General features: G+C 67.9%; 16 protein-coding genes. All 16 read right to left on the bottom strand.

The features are described 5' to 3' along the window. Positions 1-30: 30 nt before the first annotated feature. The gene (gene pnp / locus TSB10P1A_RS14140; RefSeq protein ID WP_186388583.1) at positions 31-2148 is read right to left on the bottom strand and encodes a polyribonucleotide nucleotidyltransferase; all 2118 of its coding nucleotides are present in this window, start codon (positions 2146-2148) and stop codon (positions 31-33) included. 262 nt (positions 2149-2410) lie between these two features. Beyond that, positions 2411-2680 carry a 30S ribosomal protein S15 gene (rpsO, locus tag TSB10P1A_RS14135; RefSeq protein WP_186388582.1) on the bottom strand — a complete coding sequence of 90 codons (270 nt, stop codon included), beginning with the start codon at positions 2678-2680 and terminating at the stop codon, positions 2411-2413. Between the two features lie 3 nt (positions 2681-2683). Beyond that, the gene (gene truB, locus TSB10P1A_RS14130) at positions 2684-3658 is read right to left on the bottom strand and encodes a tRNA pseudouridine(55) synthase TruB (protein WP_186388581.1); all 975 of its coding nucleotides are present in this window, start codon (positions 3656-3658) and stop codon (positions 2684-2686) included. Positions 3659-3662: 4 nt separating this feature from the next. Continuing rightward, on the bottom strand, positions 3663-4133 hold the full coding sequence (gene rbfA / locus TSB10P1A_RS14125) for a 30S ribosome-binding factor RbfA (protein WP_371515101.1): 471 nt from the start codon (positions 4131-4133) through the stop codon (positions 3663-3665). Between the two features lie 231 nt (positions 4134-4364). Further along, positions 4365-7040: a translation initiation factor IF-2 gene (gene infB / locus TSB10P1A_RS14120; RefSeq protein ID WP_186388579.1), complete on the bottom strand. Its 2676-nt coding sequence runs from the start codon at positions 7038-7040 to the stop codon at positions 4365-4367. A gap of 7 nt (positions 7041-7047) precedes the next feature. Then, complete coding sequence (locus tag TSB10P1A_RS14115; RefSeq protein WP_186388578.1) at positions 7048-7728, bottom strand: RNA-binding protein; 681 nt, start codon at positions 7726-7728, stop codon at positions 7048-7050. 56 nt (positions 7729-7784) lie between these two features. Beyond that, positions 7785-9452, bottom strand: coding sequence for a transcription termination factor NusA (gene nusA / locus TSB10P1A_RS14110; RefSeq protein WP_186388577.1), 1668 nt, complete (start codon positions 9450-9452; stop codon positions 7785-7787). A gap of 98 nt (positions 9453-9550) precedes the next feature. Then, on the bottom strand, positions 9551-10129 hold the full coding sequence (gene rimP, locus TSB10P1A_RS14105; protein WP_186388576.1) for a ribosome maturation factor RimP: 579 nt from the start codon (positions 10127-10129) through the stop codon (positions 9551-9553). Positions 10130-10308: 179 nt separating this feature from the next. Next, on the bottom strand, positions 10309-10995 hold the full coding sequence (locus TSB10P1A_RS14100) for a tRNA (guanosine(46)-N(7))-methyltransferase TrmB (protein WP_186388575.1): 687 nt from the start codon (positions 10993-10995) through the stop codon (positions 10309-10311). 114 nt (positions 10996-11109) lie between these two features. Continuing rightward, positions 11110-12282 (bottom strand): methionine adenosyltransferase, encoded by a 1173-nt coding sequence (gene metK / locus TSB10P1A_RS14095; protein ID WP_186388574.1) that lies wholly within the window; start codon positions 12280-12282, stop codon positions 11110-11112. Positions 12283-12540: 258 nt separating this feature from the next. Next, positions 12541-12948, bottom strand: a complete 408-nt coding sequence (locus TSB10P1A_RS14090; protein ID WP_067223230.1) for a helix-turn-helix domain-containing protein — start codon at positions 12946-12948, stop codon at positions 12541-12543. A gap of 207 nt (positions 12949-13155) precedes the next feature. Further along, complete coding sequence (gene lnt / locus TSB10P1A_RS14085; RefSeq protein WP_208985264.1) at positions 13156-14751, bottom strand: apolipoprotein N-acyltransferase; 1596 nt, start codon at positions 14749-14751, stop codon at positions 13156-13158. Between the two features lie 294 nt (positions 14752-15045). Next, complete coding sequence (locus TSB10P1A_RS14080; RefSeq protein WP_186388573.1) at positions 15046-15327, bottom strand: hypothetical protein; 282 nt, start codon at positions 15325-15327, stop codon at positions 15046-15048. Positions 15328-15455: 128 nt separating this feature from the next. Continuing rightward, the gene (locus TSB10P1A_RS14075) at positions 15456-16556 is read right to left on the bottom strand and encodes a hemolysin family protein (RefSeq protein WP_186388572.1); all 1101 of its coding nucleotides are present in this window, start codon (positions 16554-16556) and stop codon (positions 15456-15458) included. Between the two features lie 17 nt (positions 16557-16573). Continuing rightward, positions 16574-17107, bottom strand: coding sequence for an rRNA maturation RNase YbeY (gene ybeY, locus TSB10P1A_RS14070; RefSeq protein WP_186388571.1), 534 nt, complete (start codon positions 17105-17107; stop codon positions 16574-16576). Then, positions 17104-18147, bottom strand: a complete 1044-nt coding sequence (locus TSB10P1A_RS14065; protein ID WP_186388947.1) for a PhoH family protein — start codon at positions 18145-18147, stop codon at positions 17104-17106. Before TSB10P1A_RS14065 ends, ybeY begins: the two co-directional genes overlap by 4 nt. Positions 18148-18213 lie beyond the last annotated feature (66 nt).

The following is an 18213-nucleotide window of genomic DNA, read 5'->3' as shown; positions in this document are numbered from 1 at the left end:
TGGAGACGGGCGAAAGCCGCCCGCGAAGGCTCAGTCCTCCGCGGCGAGCTCCTTGCCGGTCTCCTGGTCGACGACCTTCATCGACAGGCGGACCTTGCCGCGCTCGTCGAAGCCCATCAGCTTGACCCAGACCTTGTCGCCTTCCTTGACCACGTCGGTGGTCTTGGCGACCTTCTGCGGGGCAAGCTGGGAGATGTGGACGAGGCCGTCCTTGGCGCCGAAGAAGTTGACGAAGGCGCCGAAGTCGACGGTCTTGACGACGCGGCCCTCGTAGATCATGCCGACTTCCGGCTCGGCGGCGATGGAGTTGATCCAGTTGATCGCCGCCTTGATCGCCTTGCCGTCGGCCGAGGCGACCTTGACGGTGCCGTCGTCCTCGATGTTGACCTTGGCGCCAGTCTTCTCGACGATCTCGCGGATGACCTTGCCGCCGGAGCCGATGACTTCACGGATCTTGTCGACCGGGATCTTCAGCACCTCGATGCGCGGGGCATGCTCGCCGAGCTCGGCGCGGGCCTCGGACAGGGCCTGCGACATCTCGCCGAGGATGTGGATGCGGCCGTCGCGCGCCTGGCCGAGTGCGACACGCATGATCTCCTCGGTGATGCCGTCGATCTTGATGTCCATCTGCAGCGAGGTGATGCCGTTGGTGGTGCCGGCCACCTTGAAGTCCATGTCGCCGAGGTGATCCTCATCGCCGAGAATGTCGGAGAGCACCGCGAAACGGTCGCCTTCCTTGATCAAACCCATGGCGATGCCGGCCACCGGCGCCTTCAGCGGCACGCCGGCATCCATCAGGGCCAGCGAGGTGCCGCAGACGGTCGCCATCGACGAGGAGCCGTTGGATTCGGTGACCTCGGACACGACGCGCAGCGTGTAGGGGAACTCGTGATGCGCCGGCAGGAGCGGGCGCACGGCGCGCCAGGCGAGCTTGCCATGGCCGATCTCGCGGCGGCCGGGCGAACCCATGCGGCCGGTCTCGCCGACCGAGTAGGGCGGGAAGTTGTAGTGCAGCATGAAGGCGGACTTGTAGGTCCCCTCCAGCGCGTCGACGAACTGCTCGTCGTCGTTGGTGCCGAGCGTCGCGACGACGAGCGCCTGGGTCTCGCCGCGGGTGAACAGGGCCGAGCCATGGGTGCGCGGCAGGATGCCGGCCTCCGAGACGATCGGGCGGACCGTCTTCAGGTCGCGGCCGTCGATGCGCTCGCCCTTGTCGAGGATGGCGCCGCGGACGATCTCCGCCTCCAGGTCCTTGAACAGGCCGCCGACGACGACCTTGTCGATGCCGCCGTCACCGGCCTCGCCGGCCAGCGTCTCGACCGTCTTGGCCTTGGCGGCGTCGATGGCGTTGCGGCGCTCGGTCTTCTCGCGGATGGCATAGGCGGCCGTCAGGTCGCCGGCGGCCAGCTCCTTGATGCGGGCGGCAAGCGCCGAGTGATCCGGCAGGTTGAGATCGCGCGGCTCGCGGGCAGCGGTCTCGGCCAGCTTGATGATCGCGTCGATCACCGGCTGGAAGCCCTTGAAGCCGAACATCACGGCCTTCAGCATGTCGTCCTCGGAGAGCTCCTTGGCCTCCGATTCCACCATCAGAACCGCCTCGCCGGTGCCGGCGACGATCAGGTCGAGGGCGGATTCCGGCATGTCGTCGATCAGCGGATTGAGCACGAACTCGCCGTTGATCATGCCGACGCGGGCGCCGCCGATCGGGCCCATGAAGGGAACGCCGGAGATCGTCAGCGCGGCCGACGCGGCGACCATCGCCAGAATGTCCGGCGCGTTCTCCATGTCATGCGACAGGACGGTGGCGATCACCTGGGTGTCGCACTTGAAGCCGTCGACGAAGAGCGGGCGGATCGGCCGGTCGATCAGGCGCGAGGTCAGCGTCTCGTGCTCGGACGGACGGCCCTCGCGCTTGAAGAAGCCGCCCGGGATCTTGCCGGCGGCGAAGGCCTTTTCCTGGTAGTTCACGGTCAGCGGGAAGAAGTCCTGGCCGGGCTTCGGCTCCTTGGCGGCGACCACGGTGGCCAGCACCTTGGTCTCGCCATAGGTGGCGAGCACGGCGCCGTCGGCCTGGCGGGCGATCTTGCCCGTCTCCAGCACCAGCGGGCGTCCGCCCCAATCGACTTCCACGCGATGAATATCGAACATGTTGTTATCCTATTTCGGTCACCCGGCCCGCATCCATATGCGGCCCGGGCTGCTCCCATGGGCAGGCGGAGACGGCATCGTGCCGGCTGCGCCATTCAAGCGACGCGCCATGGGCAAGACAGCAGGAGGCTCGTGCCCGCCCGGCGCGATGCCGGTGCGTTCAAGCCGCCTGCTATCCTGCCCCATGACCGTCTTTCGCCGCCAGTCCGGCGGCAGATGCGCGAACGCGGCGCCCTTGCGGACGCCGCGTTGCCCGTACCGGTTAGCGGCGCAGGCCGAGACGCTTGATCAGGTCCTGATAGCGGCCCTCGTCGGTCTTCTTCAGGTAGTCGAGAAGCGACCGGCGCTGGCTCACCATCTTCAGCAGGCCGCGGCGGGAATGGTTGTCCTTGCCATGGCTCTTGAAGTGTTCGGTCAGGTTGGCGATCCGCTCGGAAAGAATGGCGACCTGCACGTCGGCAGAGCCCGTATCCCCGTCCTTGATCGCGTATTCCTTGATCAGTTCCGCCTTGCGTTCAGCGGTAATCGACATCGGTCATGTCCTTTCAACGATGTCCGCCCCGGACATGTCCGGAGCGAGATTGAAGACGCGCCGCGGCAAGAGTTCCCCGCGCTCGATCTCGCCGATCGCCACCAGTTCTCCCTGAGTGGTCACTGACACGAGGCCCGAAAACGCCGGGGCATCCCGCCCGCGCAGCAAAACGCCCTGCCCCCGTCGGAGGCGGGCGGCATCCTGCCGGCTGACGGCCAGCGCCGGGATGTCGTCCAGCGCGGTCTCTACAGGCAGAATGAAATCGGCATGGGCCTCGGTCAGGCCCATGCCGGGCGCACATTGCCCCAACTCCTCCAGAGTTTCCAGCGGAATCATGTCCTCCTCGTCGAAAGGACCGACGACAAGGCGCCGCAAGGCGGCAACATGGCCGCAGGTGCCGAGCCGCTCCGCGATGTCGCGGGCGAGCGCGCGCACATAAGTGCCCTTGCCGCATTCCGCCTCGAACACCGCGTGGTCGCGGTCGGGGCAGTCGACAAGGTCGAGCCGGTGGATGTCGATCTCGCGCGCCGCAAGCTCGACCTCCTCGCCGCCGCGGGCAAGGTCATAGGCGCGCGCGCCGTCCACCTTGATCGCCGAATATTTCGGCGGAACCTGGAGGATCGTGCCGGTGAACTCCGCCAGCACCGCGGCGATCTCGGCCGCAGCCGGGCGCGCGTCGCTGGTCGCGACGACCGGCCCTTCGGTGTCGTCGGTCTCCGTCGCCTCGCCCCAGCGGACGGTGAAGCGGTAGACCTTGCGCCCGTCCATGGCGAAGGACACGGTCTTGGTCGCCTCACCGAAGGCCACCGGCAGCAGGCCGGAGGCGAGCGGGTCGAGCGTGCCGGCATGGCCGACCTTCTCCGGGTGGAGGATCTTCTTCAGCCGCGTCAACGCCTCGTTGGAGGTGATGCCGACCGGCTTGTCGAGCACCAGCCAACCGTCGATGCGGTTGCGGGCCGCCTTCCTGCGTCGTGCCATGCGCCTAGCGTCCACCCTGATCGGGGGCGTCGTCGGGGGCGTCTTCGGGGGCGTCTTCGGGGGTCTCGCCGGGGGCGTCGTCGGAAGCCTCGTCCGTCTCGTCCGCCTCGTCCTCGGCAAGGTCGCGGCGCACCTCGTCGCGGGACAGCAGCGCGTTGATGCGGTCGTCGTCGTCGAAGCGGGTGTCGAGGACGAAGCGCAGGTCGGGCAGGAATTTCATCGTCAGCCGGCGCGCCAGATCGCGGCGGATGATGCGGGCGCTGCGGTTGAGCGCCTCGATGACACGCTCGGCATCACGGCCGCCGAGCGGCATCACCAGGCAGTTGGCGAGCCGCAGGTCCGGCGTCATGCGCACCTCCGGCACGGAGATGATGGTGCCGTCGAGGGCCGGATCGGCCAGCGTGCCGCGCGCCAGGATGTCGGAGACTTCCTTGCGCACCAGTTCGCCGACGCGAAGCTGCCGCTGCGACGGCATTCCCGCGGAATGTCTGTTGTTCGGAGCCATGGAGCCGGTCCACTTCTTTGCGGATCGTCAGGAACCCGGGATCGCCTGGCAAACTGGGATCTCTTGGTAACCTGGGACCTCTCGGGAGCCCGGAAATGTCGGGAGCAAAGACGGCGGCTTCCCCGCACGCCCCCCGATCCGGGCCAAACGGCAAACGCCGGCGGGACGATCCCGCCGGCGAGCACTGCGCGGCCGCGCCCCTTAAAGGGTGCGGGCGACTTCCTCCACCCGGTAGCACTCGATGACGTCGCCCGGGCGCATATCCTGGTAGTTCTCGAAGTTCATGCCGCATTCCTGGCCGGACTGGACTTCCTTGACCTCGTCCTTGAAGCGCTTCAGCGTGCCGAGCTTGCCCTCGTGGATCACCACGTTCTCGCGGATCAGGCGCACCTGGGCGCCGCGCTCGACGATGCCTTCCGTGACGAGGCAACCGGCCACCTTGCCGACCTTGGTGATGTTGAAGATCTCGAGGATCTCCGCATTGCCGAGGAAGGTCTCGCGGCGCTCCGGCGACAGCAGGCCCGACATCGCCGCCTTCACGTCATCCACCAGGTTGTAGATGATGTTGTAGTAGCGGATCTCGATGCCTTCCCGCTCGGCCGCGTCGCGCGCCTGCTTGTTGGCGCGGACGTTGAAGCCGATGATCGGCGCGTTGGAGGCGGCCGCCAGCGTCACGTCGCTTTCGGTGATGCCGCCGACGCCGGCATGCAGGATGCGCGCCTTGACCTCTTCGGTGCCGAGCTGGTCCAGCGCACCGGCGATCGCCTCGACGGAGCCCTGCACGTCGCCCTTGATGACCAGCGGGAACTCCTTGTGGCCGCTCTGCTGCAGACGGTTCATCATCTGCTCGAGCGAACCACGGGCGCCGCTGGCGAGGACCGAGGCCTTGTCGCGCTTCTGGCGCTGGCGGTAGTCGACGATCTCGCGGGCGCGGGCCTCGTTCTCGACGACGGCGACCATGTCGCCGGCATCCGGCGTGCCGTTGAAGCCGAGGACCTCGACCGGCTTGGAGGGCGGCGCCTCCTTCACCTGCTGGCTGTTCTCGTCGAGCATGGCGCGCACGCGGCCCCACTCGGAGCCGGCCACCACGATGTCGCCGACCTTCAGCGTGCCCTTCTGCACCAGGACCGTCGCCACCGGACCACGGCCCTTGTCGAGCTGCGCCTCGATGACGATGCCCTCGGCGGTGCGGTGCGGGTTGGCCTTCAGTTCCAGAACCTCGGCCTGCAGCAGGATCATCTCCAGCAGCTTGTCGAGATTGGTGCCCTTCAGCGCCGAAACCTCGACATCGATGACGTCGCCGCCCATCGATTCCACCACGATGTCCTCGCGCAAGAGGTCGGTGCGCACGCGGCTCGGATCGGCCGACGGCTTGTCCATCTTGTTGATCGCGACGATGATCGGCACGCCGGCCGCCTTGGCATGGGCGATGGCTTCCTTCGTCTGCGGCATGACGCCGTCATCGGCGGCCACCACCAGGATGACGATGTCGGTGGCCTTGGCGCCACGGGCCCGCATCTGGGTGAAGGCGGCGTGGCCCGGCGTGTCGATGAAGGTGATCTTGTTGCCACCCTGCTCGACCTGATAGGCGCCGATATGCTGGGTGATGCCACCGGCCTCGCCCTGCACCACGTTGGAGCGGCGCAGCGCATCGAGCAGCGACGTCTTGCCGTGGTCGACATGGCCCATGATCGTGACGACCGGCGGACGCGACTCCATCGTGTCGTCCGCGTCGGGAGCGGAGAACAGGCCCTCCTCGACATCGGCTTCCGAGACGCGCTTGACCGAGTGCCCCATCTCCGAGGCGATCAGTTCCGCCGTGTCGGCGTCGATCACATCGTTGATCTTGAGCATCTGCCCCTGCTTCATCAGCAGCTTGATCACGTCGACGGCCCGCTCGGCCATGCGGTTGGCGAGCTCCTGGATGGTGATCGCCTCGGGCAGAACCACCTCGCGGGAGATCTTCTCGCGCACCACCTGCTGGCCGGCCCGCTTCTCCTTCTCGCGGCGGCGACGCAGCGAGGCGAGCGAACGGCTGCGCCCCTCGTCATCGCCGGTGGCGGAGGAGATGGTCAGCTTGGACCGGCGACGGTCGTCGGCGCCGGGGGTCTTGGCCGGAGCGCGCACCGGCGCAACCTTGGCGCGCTTGACGGCCTTCACGCCGCCCTTGCGGCTGTCCTCGTCGTCTCCCTCGGCCCGGCGGGCCGGGGCGGCGGGAGCCGCGGCGGCCGGCTTGCGCGCGGCCTCGTCACGGGCGGCCGGAGCCGGCGCGTCAGCCGACACCTCGCCGACTGCGGCAGAGATCGCGTCGGCCGCGTCCGAGGCCGAAACCTTCTCGCGGCCGTCGTCGCTCTTCTTGCGCTCGGCCTCCTCGGCGGCACGACGGGCGGCCTCCTCGGCCTCCTGCCTGGCCCGCTCGGCTTCCTCGACCTTGCGGCGTTCTTCCTCGATGGCGCGCAGGCGCTCTTCTTCCTCGCGCCGCTTGCGGTCTTCGGCGTCGCGGCGCTGCGCCTCGATCAGGGCCTGCTGCCGGGCAGCCGCCTCGTCTTCGGTCAGAGTGCGCAGGATGTTGCCACCACGCGGCCGCTGCTGCCCGGACGTCTCCGACCGGCGCGAGGGCGTCGCCAGCTCGATATCGGGCCGGCGCTGGGGGGGCGGCGCCACGCTGCGCGGTGCCGCCTCGGCCTCGGCCTCCGGCTTGCCGCCTTCGCCCGGCAGGACGACCCGGCGCTTCTTCTTCTCCACCACGACCGCCTTGGTGCGGCCATGGGAGAAGCTCTGACGAACAGTGCCCTGCTCGACGCCGGGCCGCTTCAGGCCCAGTGTCTTGCGCTCCATGCTGATCGTCTTGTCGCCGGGGTTCTTCGTTTCGCTCATATCGCCTTCAGTCCTGGATCACCGCATCGCCCGCACCGTCATTCGAAACCGGATCGTCGAGCGTTCCGGCAACCGGGGTCCTGTCGGATTCGGTACGGAAACGCTCCAGTTCCTCAACCCGGACGAGAGCGTTCTCGCCTGCCCGGCCTGCAAGCAGTGCAGCATGTATCACATTTGACCGACCCAATGCCAAATCCAATTGAGCCGATGTAAAACAGCCGATGATCCGGCAACCGCCGGTATCGGCAAATCGCGCCCGCGCGATTGCCGCGAGCTTTCTGGCCCCGTCGTCGCCGCCATCGCGCGCCTGGACGAGTCCGATGATATCCTGCCCGCGCACCGCCGCCTCCACCTTGGCGAAGCCGCTGACGACCTCGCCCGCCTTTCGGGCCAGAGACAGCGCGTTCAGCGCGGACCGCTCAAGAAGGGCCTCGACCTGGTCGGCGAGGTCGCCCTCCACCCGCACGGTCCCATCCTTGAGCGCGCGGGCAAACACTTTCTTCTTCTGGGCCTCGGCGACCGACCGGCGGCTCGCCGTGATCCAGACGCCCCGGCCCGGCAGACGGCGCCGCAGGTCGGGGACGATAGCGCCGTCCGGGCCCGCGACGAAACGGATCAGATCCTCCACCGGCCGCACCGCGCGGGTCAACGCGCAGCTTCGTTCCAATGGCTCGTTTCGTTTCGGCACCCGTCTTGCTCCGCCGGTCGTTCGACCCTAACCCAACCGGGTCGGGCCCAGCCGGATCAAACCTCGTGCACCACACCGCTTGCGGCGATGCCCGCCTCGTTCTCGTCCGCCCCGTTCTCGTCCGTCTCGCCCTCGTCCGCCTCGTCCCCGGCCGGCTCCTCGTCGGACGCCAGGTCCGCCTCGGTGATCCAGCCCGCCTCGAGGCGCGCGGACATGATCATCTCCTCGGCCTCGGCGCGGCTGAGATCGAACCCGCTCAGCGCGCCCTCGTGGCGGGTGACGGTGCCGCTGGCGCGCTCGCTCCAGCCGACGAGATCGTCGGTGGCGCAGCCGGCGAGATCCTCGACGGACTTCACCCCATCCTTGCCGAGCGCGACCAGCATGGCCGTGGTCAGACCGGAGATGCTCCTGAGATCGTCGGAAACGCCGAGTTCACGGCGCTCCTCGTCGAGCTTCGCCTCAATCTCGTCGAGATATTCGCGGGCACGTGCCTGAATCTCGTCGGCGGTCTCCTCGTCGAAGCCCTCGATCGTGGCAATCTCTTCGCGCTCGACATACGCCACTTCTTCCACGGAGGCAAATCCTTCGGACGCCAGAAGCTGGCCGACGACCTCGTCGACGTTCAGCGCCTCCATGAAGAGCTGGGTGCGATCGGTGAATTCCTTCTGGCGGCGCTCCGACTCGTCATGCTCGGTCATGATGTCGATCGCCCAGCCGGTCAGTTGCGAGGCGAGGCGGACATTCTGGCCGCGGCGGCCGATCGCCAGCGAGAGCTGCTCGTCCGGCACCACCACCTCGATACGCTCGGCATCCTCGTCGAGCACCACCTTGCTCACCTCGGCCGGCTGCAGCGCGTTGACGATGAAGGTCGCGTGATCCGGGTTCCACGGGATGATGTCGATCTTCTCGCCCTGCAGCTCGCCGACCACCGCCTGGACGCGGCTGCCGCGCATGCCGACGCAGGCACCGACCGGATCGATGGAGCTGTCCTTGGAGATGACGGCGATCTTGGCGCGCGAGCCCGGATCGCGGGCCACCGCCCGGATCTCGATGACGCCGTCGTAGATCTCCGGCACTTCCTGGGCGAAGAGCTTGGCCATGAACTGCGGATGGGTGCGCGACAGGAAGATCTGCGGGCCGCGCTGCTCGCGGCGCACGTCGTAGACATAGGCGCGGATGCGGTCGCCGTTGCGGAACAGCTCGCGCGGGATCAGTTCGTCGCGGCGCACGATGGCCTCGCCGCGGCCGAGGTCGACGATGACATTGCCGTATTCGACCCGCTTGACGACGCCGTTGACGATCTCGCCGATGCGGTCCTTGAACTCGTCATACTGGCGGTCGCGCTCGGCCTCGCGCACCTTCTGCACGATCACCTGCTTGGCCGACTGGGCGGCGATGCGGCCGAAGTCGAGCGGCGGCAGCGGTTCGGCGATATAGTCGCCGAGGCGCGCCATCGGGTTGCGGCGCAGCGCCTCCTCAAGGTCGATCTCCGTCGAGGTGTTCTCGATGCTCTCGACCACCAACAGCAGGCGCTGCAGCTTGATCTCGCCGGTGCGCGGATTGATCTCGGCACGCACCTCGGTCTCGGAGCCGTATCGCGAGCGCGCCGCCTTCTGGATCGCGTCCTCCATCGCGGCGATGACGATGCCGCGGTCGATCGTCTTTTCGCGCGCGACCGCATCCGCGATCTGCAGCAGCTCCAGCCGGTTCGCACTGATTGCCATCTCAGTCCACTCCTCTCGCGCCGGTCCGTGCCGGCGCTTTCCTGTCATCTGGAAGGGCTCGGCCGCTTCCGTCGGAATTCCCGTTGCCGCCGCGCGGCTCAGCCCTCGTCCGCGCCGTTGGCGCCGGCCTTGCGCCGCGCCGCCTTGTCCGCCTTCAGCGAGGCCTCGACCAGCGCGTCGGTCAGCACCAGGCGGGCCTCGGCGATGTCGGCGAGCGTCAGGCGCACGTCCGGCTCGCCGTCATCCGGCAGATCCTCCAGCCGCAGCACCAGTTCGCCGCCCTCGACGGCGCGGATCTCGCCGCGGAAGCGCTTGCGGCCGTCGCGCGGCACGGCCAGCTCCAGCTTGGCGAGATGCCCGCGCCAGCGCTCGAAATCGATGGCCCGCACCAGCGGCCGGTCGATGCCGGGCGAGGAGATCTCGAGATGATACTCCCGGTCGATCGGATCCTCGACATCGAGGACCGGCGTCACCGCGCGGCTCACCGCCTCGCAGTCGTCGACGGTCATGGTGCCGTCGGGGCGCTCGGCCATGATCTGCAGGGTGAAGCCGTTGAGGCCCGACAGCTTGACGCGCACGAGGCGGAAGCCGAGATCGACGATCGCCGGCTCGACCATGGCCGCAATGCGCGCTTCCAGTCCGTTCTCGCGAACGATCCGCGTTTCCTGATCCTGCAAAACCGTCTCCCCGGAGCCGCCGAAGGGCGACCACCAAAACAAAAAGAGCGGGTCCCCGGAAGGGCCCACTCTCATACTGCTCATGCGAGCCGATAGAGAATTGAAGTGGGTTCACTATAGCGGGCCGGCGGGCGAACGCAAGAGAATTCGCCGCATCGCCCGGCCCCCGCCCGCCGGTCTCAGCGCCGGCGGAACTCCAGATAGTGGCCCTTGCGGCCCTCGCGATAGGCCTTGGCCTCGTAGCGGGTGCCCGACCAGGGCTGCCACGGGGTCAGCCAGTCGGCCGCGCCTTCCGCCGTCCACTCGAAGGCGGGATGGGCGAGCAGGCGGGCCAGCGTCCAGTCGAGATAGGTGTCGATGTCGCTGGCGAAGCGGTAGAGCGCGCCGGGCTTCAGCACCCGGGCGAAGCGGTCGAGATTGACCGGGTTGACGAAGCGGCGCTTCCAGTGCCGGCGCTTCGGCCAGGGGTCGGGATAGAGCTGGTAGAGGCCGTCGAGCGAGGCGCCCGGCAGCCAGTCGAGCAGCTTGATCGCGTCGTCGCCATAGACCCGGACATTGGCGAGGCGCTCGGCCTCGATCTCCACCACCGCCTTGGCAAGGCTGGCGACGAAGGGCTCGACGCCGAGAAAGCCGGTGGCGGGAAGCCGCCGTGCCTCATGCAAAAGGTGCTCGCCGCCGCCGAAGCCGATCTCCATCCACACCGCCTCGACCGGCGCCTCGAACAGGGTGCGCAGGTCCCAAGGGGCGGGATGCGACAGGTCCGGCTGCAGCCGCCGCAGCGCCGTCTCGAACACCTCGCGCCGCTGCGCGCGCAGCGGCTTGCCGACGCGGCGGCCGAAGAAGGAACCCTTGCTGTGATCGGTCATGCGTGAGGTCCGGCACTTCCCGCCCGGGCCGGGCCGGGCGGCGGAAACGAAATCCGCCCGGCACCAGCGTGCCGGGCGGGAGGACAGGCCGCGGCCTTGCGGCCCGGCGCGATGTCAGGCGGTGGCGCTGCGCAGGTCGTGCACCAGGTCGATCTTCTCCCAGGAGAAGCCGCCATCGGCGTCCGGCTCGCGGCCGAAATGGCCATAGGCGGCGGTGCGGGCATAGATCGGCCGGTTGAGGCCGAGATGCTGGCGGATGCCGCGCGGCGTCAGGTTCATCACCTCGCGCAGGGCCTTTTCCAGCTTCGCCTCGTCGACCTTGCCGGTGCCGTGCAGGTCGACATAGACCGACAGCGGCTCGGCGACGCCGATGGCATAGGAGAGCTGGATGGTGCAGCGGTCGGCGAGATCGGCCGCGACGACGTTCTTGGCGAGATAGCGGGCCGCATAGGCGGCCGAGCGGTCGACCTTGGTCGGGTCCTTGCCCGAGAAGGCGCCGCCGCCATGGGGCGCCGCGCCGCCATAGGTGTCGACGATGATCTTGCGCCCGGTCAGGCCGGCATCGCCGTCGGGTCCGCCGATCACGAAGGCGCCGGTCGGGTTGACGTGCCAGGCGGTGTCCTTGCCGACCCAGCCGGCCGGCAGGGCGGTCAGGATATAGGGCTCGACGATGGCGCGGATGTCGTCGGAGGTCAGCTTCGCGTCGAGGTGCTGGGTCGACAGCACGATCGAGGTGACGCCGACCGGCGCGCCGTTCTCGTAGCGCACCGTCACCTGGCTCTTGGCGTCCGGCCCGAGCACCGGCTCGCGGCCGGAGCGGCGGGCCTCGGCCAGCAGACGCAGGATCTTGTGCGAATAATGGATCGGCGCCGGCATCAGCTCCGGCGTCTCGCGGCAGGCATAGCCGAACATGATGCCCTGGTCGCCGGCACCCTCGTCCTTGTTCTCCGAGGCGTCGACGCCCTGGGCGATATGGGCCGACTGGGCATGCAGATGGACGGCGATGTTGCAGGTCTCCCAGTGGAAGCCGTCCTGCTCGTAGCCGATGTCGCGAATGGCGAGGCGGGCCAGATGCGCGACATATTCGTTGGTGATCGTCGCCGGGCCACGGGTCTCGCCCGCAATCACCACGCGATTGGTGGTTGCCAGCGTTTCGCAGGCAACGCGCGCCTCCGGCATCTCGGAGAGGAAGGCGTCGACGACCGTATCCGAAATGCGGTCGCACACCTTGTCGGGATGACCTTCCGACACGGATTCGGAAGTGAAGAGATAATCTTGACGAGCCACGTTCAACCGTCCTTCTGGGAAGAATAGAAAGAAACGGCGAGGATTCCCGCCGCCACGTTCGACACATGCCAGCGAAGACGAGGGCTCGTCAAGCCATGCGGCGGGCGACCCGGCCGCGCGGAGCGCGCATGGCGGCGCAAGACCGGCAGACAGTGGCAAGATGGCCATCAGATCCCGCGCGGCGGACGCCGCATCACGGATGCGCCGGGAGAGGAGGGGATCCGCCTCCGCCCCTCTCCCGTCGGGTCGCGAAAAGGATCAGACCTCTTCGCCGGCGAGGGCGCGCACCAGGTCGACGACGCGGCGGCGCACCTTGGCGTCCTCGATCCGCACGAAGGCCTTGTTGAGCGACAGGCCCTCGGAGGAGGAGAGGAAGTCGACCACATAGGATGCCGGCTTGGCTTCGCCGAAGCCGCTCGCATCTTCCGGCGTGCCCGGCGCGTCCTCGAAGAAGAAGGCCACCGGCACCTTCAGGATCGTGGCGATATGCTGCAGTCGGCTGGCCCCGATACGGTTGGTGCCTTTTTCATACTTCTGAATCTGCTGAAATGTGATGCCCAAGCTTTCTCCAAGCTTTTCCTGGCTCATTCCAAGCATCATCCGGCGCAACCGCACGCGGCTGCCGACATGCACATCGATGGGGTTCGGCGCTTTCTTGCTACTCATTCTTGTCTTCTTTCTGGGTCTGTCGGTTGCTGTGACCATACTCTTCTTACCCAGCGTTTCTTTGCCCGACCCCAACATGCCTCGCCGGATACGGGCATCCGTCGAGAGAAATATCATGGCCGAACCGACGCCAGTTCGCAGAATTGCAACCCTTTCTTTGCAGCAGGTTGCGGCGGTTGTTATGATGCCGTGCCGCGACGCGACCCGTCAATCATTACGCGCATACCCTAAGTAGCGCGTTATCAGAAGGGTGCCAAGAAAAACTATCAGCAGAACTAACAATACCTTTTGCCCATAGAGCGCGAAAAGCCCTGCGGGGCCCGCAGAGGGCAGGCGCGTGTCGATGATCGCGGCCGCCATCAGCGGGCGCAGTTCGACCACCCGGCCATAGGCATCGACAACCCCTGATATGCCCGTGTTGGCGGCGCGCACAACCGGCAAGCCCTGCTCGACCGCCCGCATGCGTGCCTGGGCGAAATGCTGGCGGGGTCCGGGCGTGTCGCCGAACCAGGCGTCGTTGGTGACATTGAGCAGGAATCCCGGCCGGCCGTCGCGCGAGGTCGCGGCCTGCGGGAAGATCGCCTCGTAGCAGATCAGGGGCAGGAAAGACGGGCCGGCGACCGGCGCCAGGGTGCGATGGCGGAAGCCGGCGCGGAAGGTGCCGGGAAGCGCCACCAGCTTGGTCAGGCCGATCGCCTCCAGCATGTCGCCGAGCGGCAGGTATTCGCCGAAGGGCACGAGGCGCACCTTGTCATAGGCATCGCGGATCGTGCCCTCGCCATCGATGACGAAGACGGAGTTGTAGAAGATCCGGTTGCCGGCATCCTCGACGCTGGCGCGGATCGCCCCGGTGACCAGCGTGTCGCCCTCGCGCAGCAGGCCGGCGATCGCCGCCAGCGCATCGGGAGACTCGGTCAGCAGGAAGGGCGGCGCGGATTCCGGCCAGATCACCAGGCGCGGCAGGTCCGCGTCCTCCTCCTCCCCCCGCCAGGGCGCGCGGCTCGCGTCCAGATAGGTGGCAAAGACGGCGGCACGGTTGCCCGGCTCCCACTTCTCCTCCTGCGGGATCGACGGCTGCACCACCCGCAGGGCGACCGGCTCGGTCCCGGCGTCCGGCGACAGGGACAGGCGCGCGGCGCCATAGCCGGCAAGGGCGGCGAAGAGCAGCAGCGAGACAACGCCCATCCGCCGCCCGCCGCGCGTGCCGTCGGCAAAACCGGCAAGGCCGCAGAAGATGGTCGCCACCAGCAGGCCGAGCCCATAGACCCCGACCAGGGCGGCCGGCTGCATCAGGACCGCATAGTCGCCGAAGGCATAGGCCCACAGGTTCCAGGGGAAGCCGGTCAGCACATGGCCGCGCAGCCAGTCGCCGAGCGTCAGAACCAGCGCCAGCAGCAGCAGCCGGTCCGGCCCGTCGCGCCAGGCCAGCGCCGCCAGCGCCAGCGCAAGCCCGGTGAACAGCGCAAGGCCGGCCGGCAGCAGCACGACGGCGAAGGGGATCATCCAGGCGAAGAGGTCCGCCTCGACCAGGAAGGCGCGGCCGATCCACCACAGGCCGGCCAGATGAAAGCCGAAGCCGAACCACCAGCCGATGGCGAAGCCCGGACGCAGTCGCCGGCCCCAGCGCTGCCCGTCGCAGATCGCCCCGTCGAGCAGCCAGACCAGCGCCGGCATCGACAGGGCGAGCACCGGGAACAGGCCGAAGGGCGGCATGGCGAGCGCAGCGAGCGCGCCGGCGAGGGCGGCCAGCAGCCAGCGCCGCCAGCCATGCGCGAGAAGAAAGACCTGTGCGAGGCGCAACACTGCGTCGGCTCCTGCATTGACATCGGGAATGCGCCGGTGGGGGCGAATCACCAGCCCCTCACCAGACCATTCCCGGCGCCCCGACGCCGGTCAAGGGCGGCCGCAAAGGGCAGTGTCTCAGTTTTAGAACTTGCGGAGCTGGCCGAGCTACACGCGCTCACTACCGCCCGAGGCGGGAATTTACTTGATGGTCGGAGCGGGCAGAAAACCGTCGCCGTGGGTGCTGGCCCCGGCTTTGCCGTGATATGCAAAGCTAATGAACATAACGCTGAATGGGACTAGCTCCGATGGACATCATTTCTTCTCTTTAAGAAATTCGTAGGCTTGAAGAACGTCATCGGGTGATAGCAATTCGTCCCCCGTCTTTATCCAAGGCAGTTTCATATGGTTGGCACTATCCGCCTCGCGGGCGTACTTTACGGCTTGGCCAAGTTCCCACCACGTTTCCGGATTTGGATATGGTGGCGAAAGCTTTTCGGCGCCGTCCACGGCGAAGTCTTCTGCCTTCGGCTCTTGCCCTTCTGGCAGCCAAATCAGAACAGCGGACGCTGTATAAGACAGAGCTGTAACATCCATGCCAAAATTCCTATGCTTTCTAGTAAGTATAAAGGAGTTCGAGTCGGAGCGCGACAACCGGTCGAAGCTAATCAAATTTCAAACTGAGATACTCCCCGCAAGCCGGAAGCGAATGCGAATTCACCCAACTAGCCCGGCCGATCCGGCCGGCGCAGCCGCCGCCGCGTCTCCGCATGGCGGGCCTCGGGACGCCGCGCCCGGATCCGCAGCCGCTTGATCCGCCGGGGATCGGCGTCGAGCACCTCGAACTCGTAGCCGGGAAGCGCGCGGGCGGTGAGCAACTCGCCGCGCACCGGCACCCGGCCGACCAGGGTGAAGACCAGCCCGCCCAGCGTGTCGACCTCCTCGGCGAGATCGCCGAGCTGGAAGCCGGTGCCCAGCGCCTCCTCGACCTCCTCGATCGGCACCCGCGGATCGGCCACCCAGACGCCGTCGGCGACCTTCTGGATCATCGCCTCCTCGTCCTCGTCGTGCTCATCCTCGATGTCGCCGACGACGGTCTCGACGATGTCTTCCAGCGAGACGAGGCCTTCGGTGCCGCCATATTCGTCGATCACCAGCGCCATCTGCACCCGGTCCGCCTGCATCTTCGCCATCAGGTCGGTCGCCGGCATGGACGGCGGCACGAAGAGGACGGGGCGGATCAGGTTGGCCTCCGCCAGCGGCAGGGAGAGATCGATGCGGGTCAGGTCGAAGCCCTGCGGCTCGTTGCTGACGGCGCCGGCCTCGCCCTCGCGCCGGTCTTCCGGCATGGCGCGGCCGGCGAAAAAGGCCATCAGGTCCTTGATGTGAACCATGCCGCGCGGATCATCCAACCCGTCGTGATAGACCGGCATGCGCGAATGGCCGCTCTCGCGGAACACGTCCATCAGCCGGGCGACGGAGACGCTGTCCTCGACCGCGTCGATGTCGGCGCGCGGCACCATGACGTCCTCCACCCGCACTTCGCGCAGGCGCAGGATGTTGGACAGGAGGATGCGCTCTTCCGGCGTGAAGCTGGCGCTGTCGTCGGCCTCGCGGGCCAGTTCGTCCTGAAGATTCTGGCGCAGAGTGCCCGCACCGTTGCCCGGCCGGCGCAGGCCGGCCAATCGTTTCAGGGCATCGGACCACACGCTGCGCAGCGATCGCTGCGGTTCGTCGTCGGTCTGGGCGGCTTCCGCCGCCGCTCCGGCGGCCGCGCCAGGCGACGCCGGAGTGTCGGTCGTACTTCGGACCTCTGTATCGTTCATATCGGTTTCACGCCCGCTCAGGCAGGCGTCTCGCTCTCCGTGTCATGTCCGGCCGCAGGCGGGTCCCGGTAGGGGTCGGCAATGCCCAGAACGGCAAGAATCCGCCGCTCCAGAGCTTCCATCTCCTCGGCCTCGTCCTCCATTTGGTGATCATAGCCGAAAAGGTGAAGGAATCCGTGCGCGACAAGATGCGTCACATGGTCGGAAAAGGCGATTTCCAGCGCCTCCGCCTCGCGCAGCACCGTTTCGCGGGCGAGGATGATGTCGCCGAGCAGCGGCCCGAAGGGCGGTTCTTCCTCGTCACCGCCGGGGAAGGACAGCACGTTGGTCGGCGCATCCTTGTCGCGCCAGTCGCGGTTGAGCTCGCGCACGCGGGCATCGTCGGCGAAGACGACGGACAGTTCCGCCCCCTCGACAAGCTCCAGCCCGGCCTCGGCGCAGGCGATGCCGACGACACGGGCGACCAGCGCCTCAAGCTCCGCCGGCGCGGGCCAGCCCTCGGCCTCCACCGCGACATCGATCTCCGGCAGGACGCCCGAGAACCCGCTCATGCGGCCGGTCCCCGCCGCGGCGCGCGCCGCGCCGCCTCGGCGGCGGCCTCCGCCGCGTCGCGCTCGGCACTGGCCTCGCGGCCGGCCTCGTCATAGGCGCGGACGATGCGGGCGACGAGCTCGTGGCGCACCACGTCGACCTCGGTGAAGCGCACCTGCGCCACGCCCTCGACGCCTTCCAGCAGGGCCAGCGCCTCGCGCAGGCCCGACTTCTGGCCCGGCGGCAGGTCGACCTGGGTCGGATCGCCGGTGACGATCATCCGCGAGTTCTCGCCAAGGCGGGTCAGGAACATCTTCATCTGCATGGTGGTGGTGTTCTGGGCCTCGTCCAGGATCACCACCGCATTGGAGAGCGTGCGGCCGCGCATGAAGGCGAGCGGCGCCACCTCGATCATGCCGGACTGCAGACCGCGCTCGACCTTTTCCGCCGGCATCATCTCGTAGAGCGCGTCGTAGAGCGGGCGCAGATAGGGGTCGACTTTCTCCTTCATGTCGCCGGGCAGGAAGCCGAGCCGCTCGCCCGCCTCCACTGCCGGGCGCGACAGGATCAGCCGGGCCACGTCGCCGCGCTCCAGCAGCGCCGCCGCATAGGCAACGGCGAGGAAGGTCTTGCCGGTGCCGGCCGGGCCGACGCCGAAGGTGAGATCGGCCCGGTCCATGGCGCGGATATAGGCATCCTGCGCCGGGGTGCGGGCGAGCACCGTCTTGCGGCGGGTGGAGACCTGCGCATAGCTCAGGTGCGAGCGCGGCTCGATGGCCGGCAGATCGAGTTGCGCCTCTTCGGCCGCTGCCATGCGCAAGGCCCCTTCCACGTCGCCAGGGTGCAGTTCATAGCCCTGCTGCAGGCGGGCATAGAGCGATTCGAGCGCCCGGCGCGCCTGCTCGCAGCCGCCGTGCCGTCCCTTGATGATCACCTGATTGCCGCGCGCCACCGCATCGACGCCGAGGCGCTGCTCGATAAGCGCGAGATTCTGGTCGAACTGGCCGAAAAGATCGCCGACAAGCCTATTGTCGTCGAAGGCCAGAACCACATGGGTCATGTCCGAAGCGGGGACCGCGGCGCGGTACCCTCCCCGGCCGGGCGTCCGGCTGGCGCCGTTCAAGCG

This window comes from Stappia sp. TSB10P1A (genome assembly GCF_900185725.1).
GTDB lineage: Bacteria > Pseudomonadota > Alphaproteobacteria > Rhizobiales > Stappiaceae > Stappia.
The sequence above is the reverse complement of the archived record's forward strand: the minus strand, read 5'-3'. Positions and strand labels throughout refer to the sequence as shown.

Bases quoted from the DNA above. Each gene is read 5' to 3' on its own strand.
- pnp (WP_186388583.1), bottom strand. From the start codon at position 2,148: ATGTTCGATATTCATCGCGTGGAAGTCGATTGGGGCGGACGCCCGCTG.
- rpsO (WP_186388582.1), bottom strand. From the start codon at position 2,680: ATGTCGATTACCGCTGAACGCAAGGCGGAACTGATCAAGGAATACGCG.
- truB (WP_186388581.1), bottom strand. From the start codon at position 3,658: ATGGCACGACGCAGGAAGGCGGCCCGCAACCGCATCGACGGTTGGCTG.
- rbfA (WP_371515101.1), bottom strand. From the start codon at position 4,133: ATGCCGTCGCAGCGGCAGCTTCGCGTCGGCGAACTGGTGCGCAAGGAA.
- infB (WP_186388579.1), bottom strand. From the start codon at position 7,040: ATGAGCGAAACGAAGAACCCCGGCGACAAGACGATCAGCATGGAGCGC.
- nusA (WP_186388577.1), bottom strand. From the start codon at position 9,452: ATGGCAATCAGTGCGAACCGGCTGGAGCTGCTGCAGATCGCGGATGCG.
- TSB10P1A_RS14100 (WP_186388575.1), bottom strand. From the start codon at position 10,995: ATGACCGATCACAGCAAGGGTTCCTTCTTCGGCCGCCGCGTCGGCAAG.
- TSB10P1A_RS14090 (WP_067223230.1), bottom strand. From the start codon at position 12,948: ATGAGTAGCAAGAAAGCGCCGAACCCCATCGATGTGCATGTCGGCAGC.
- TSB10P1A_RS14080 (WP_186388573.1), bottom strand. From the start codon at position 15,327: ATGGATGTTACAGCTCTGTCTTATACAGCGTCCGCTGTTCTGATTTGG.
- TSB10P1A_RS14075 (WP_186388572.1), bottom strand. From the start codon at position 16,556: ATGAACGATACAGAGGTCCGAAGTACGACCGACACTCCGGCGTCGCCT.
- ybeY (WP_186388571.1), bottom strand. From the start codon at position 17,107: ATGAGCGGGTTCTCGGGCGTCCTGCCGGAGATCGATGTCGCGGTGGAG.
- TSB10P1A_RS14065 (WP_186388947.1), bottom strand. From the start codon at position 18,147: ATGACCCATGTGGTTCTGGCCTTCGACGACAATAGGCTTGTCGGCGAT.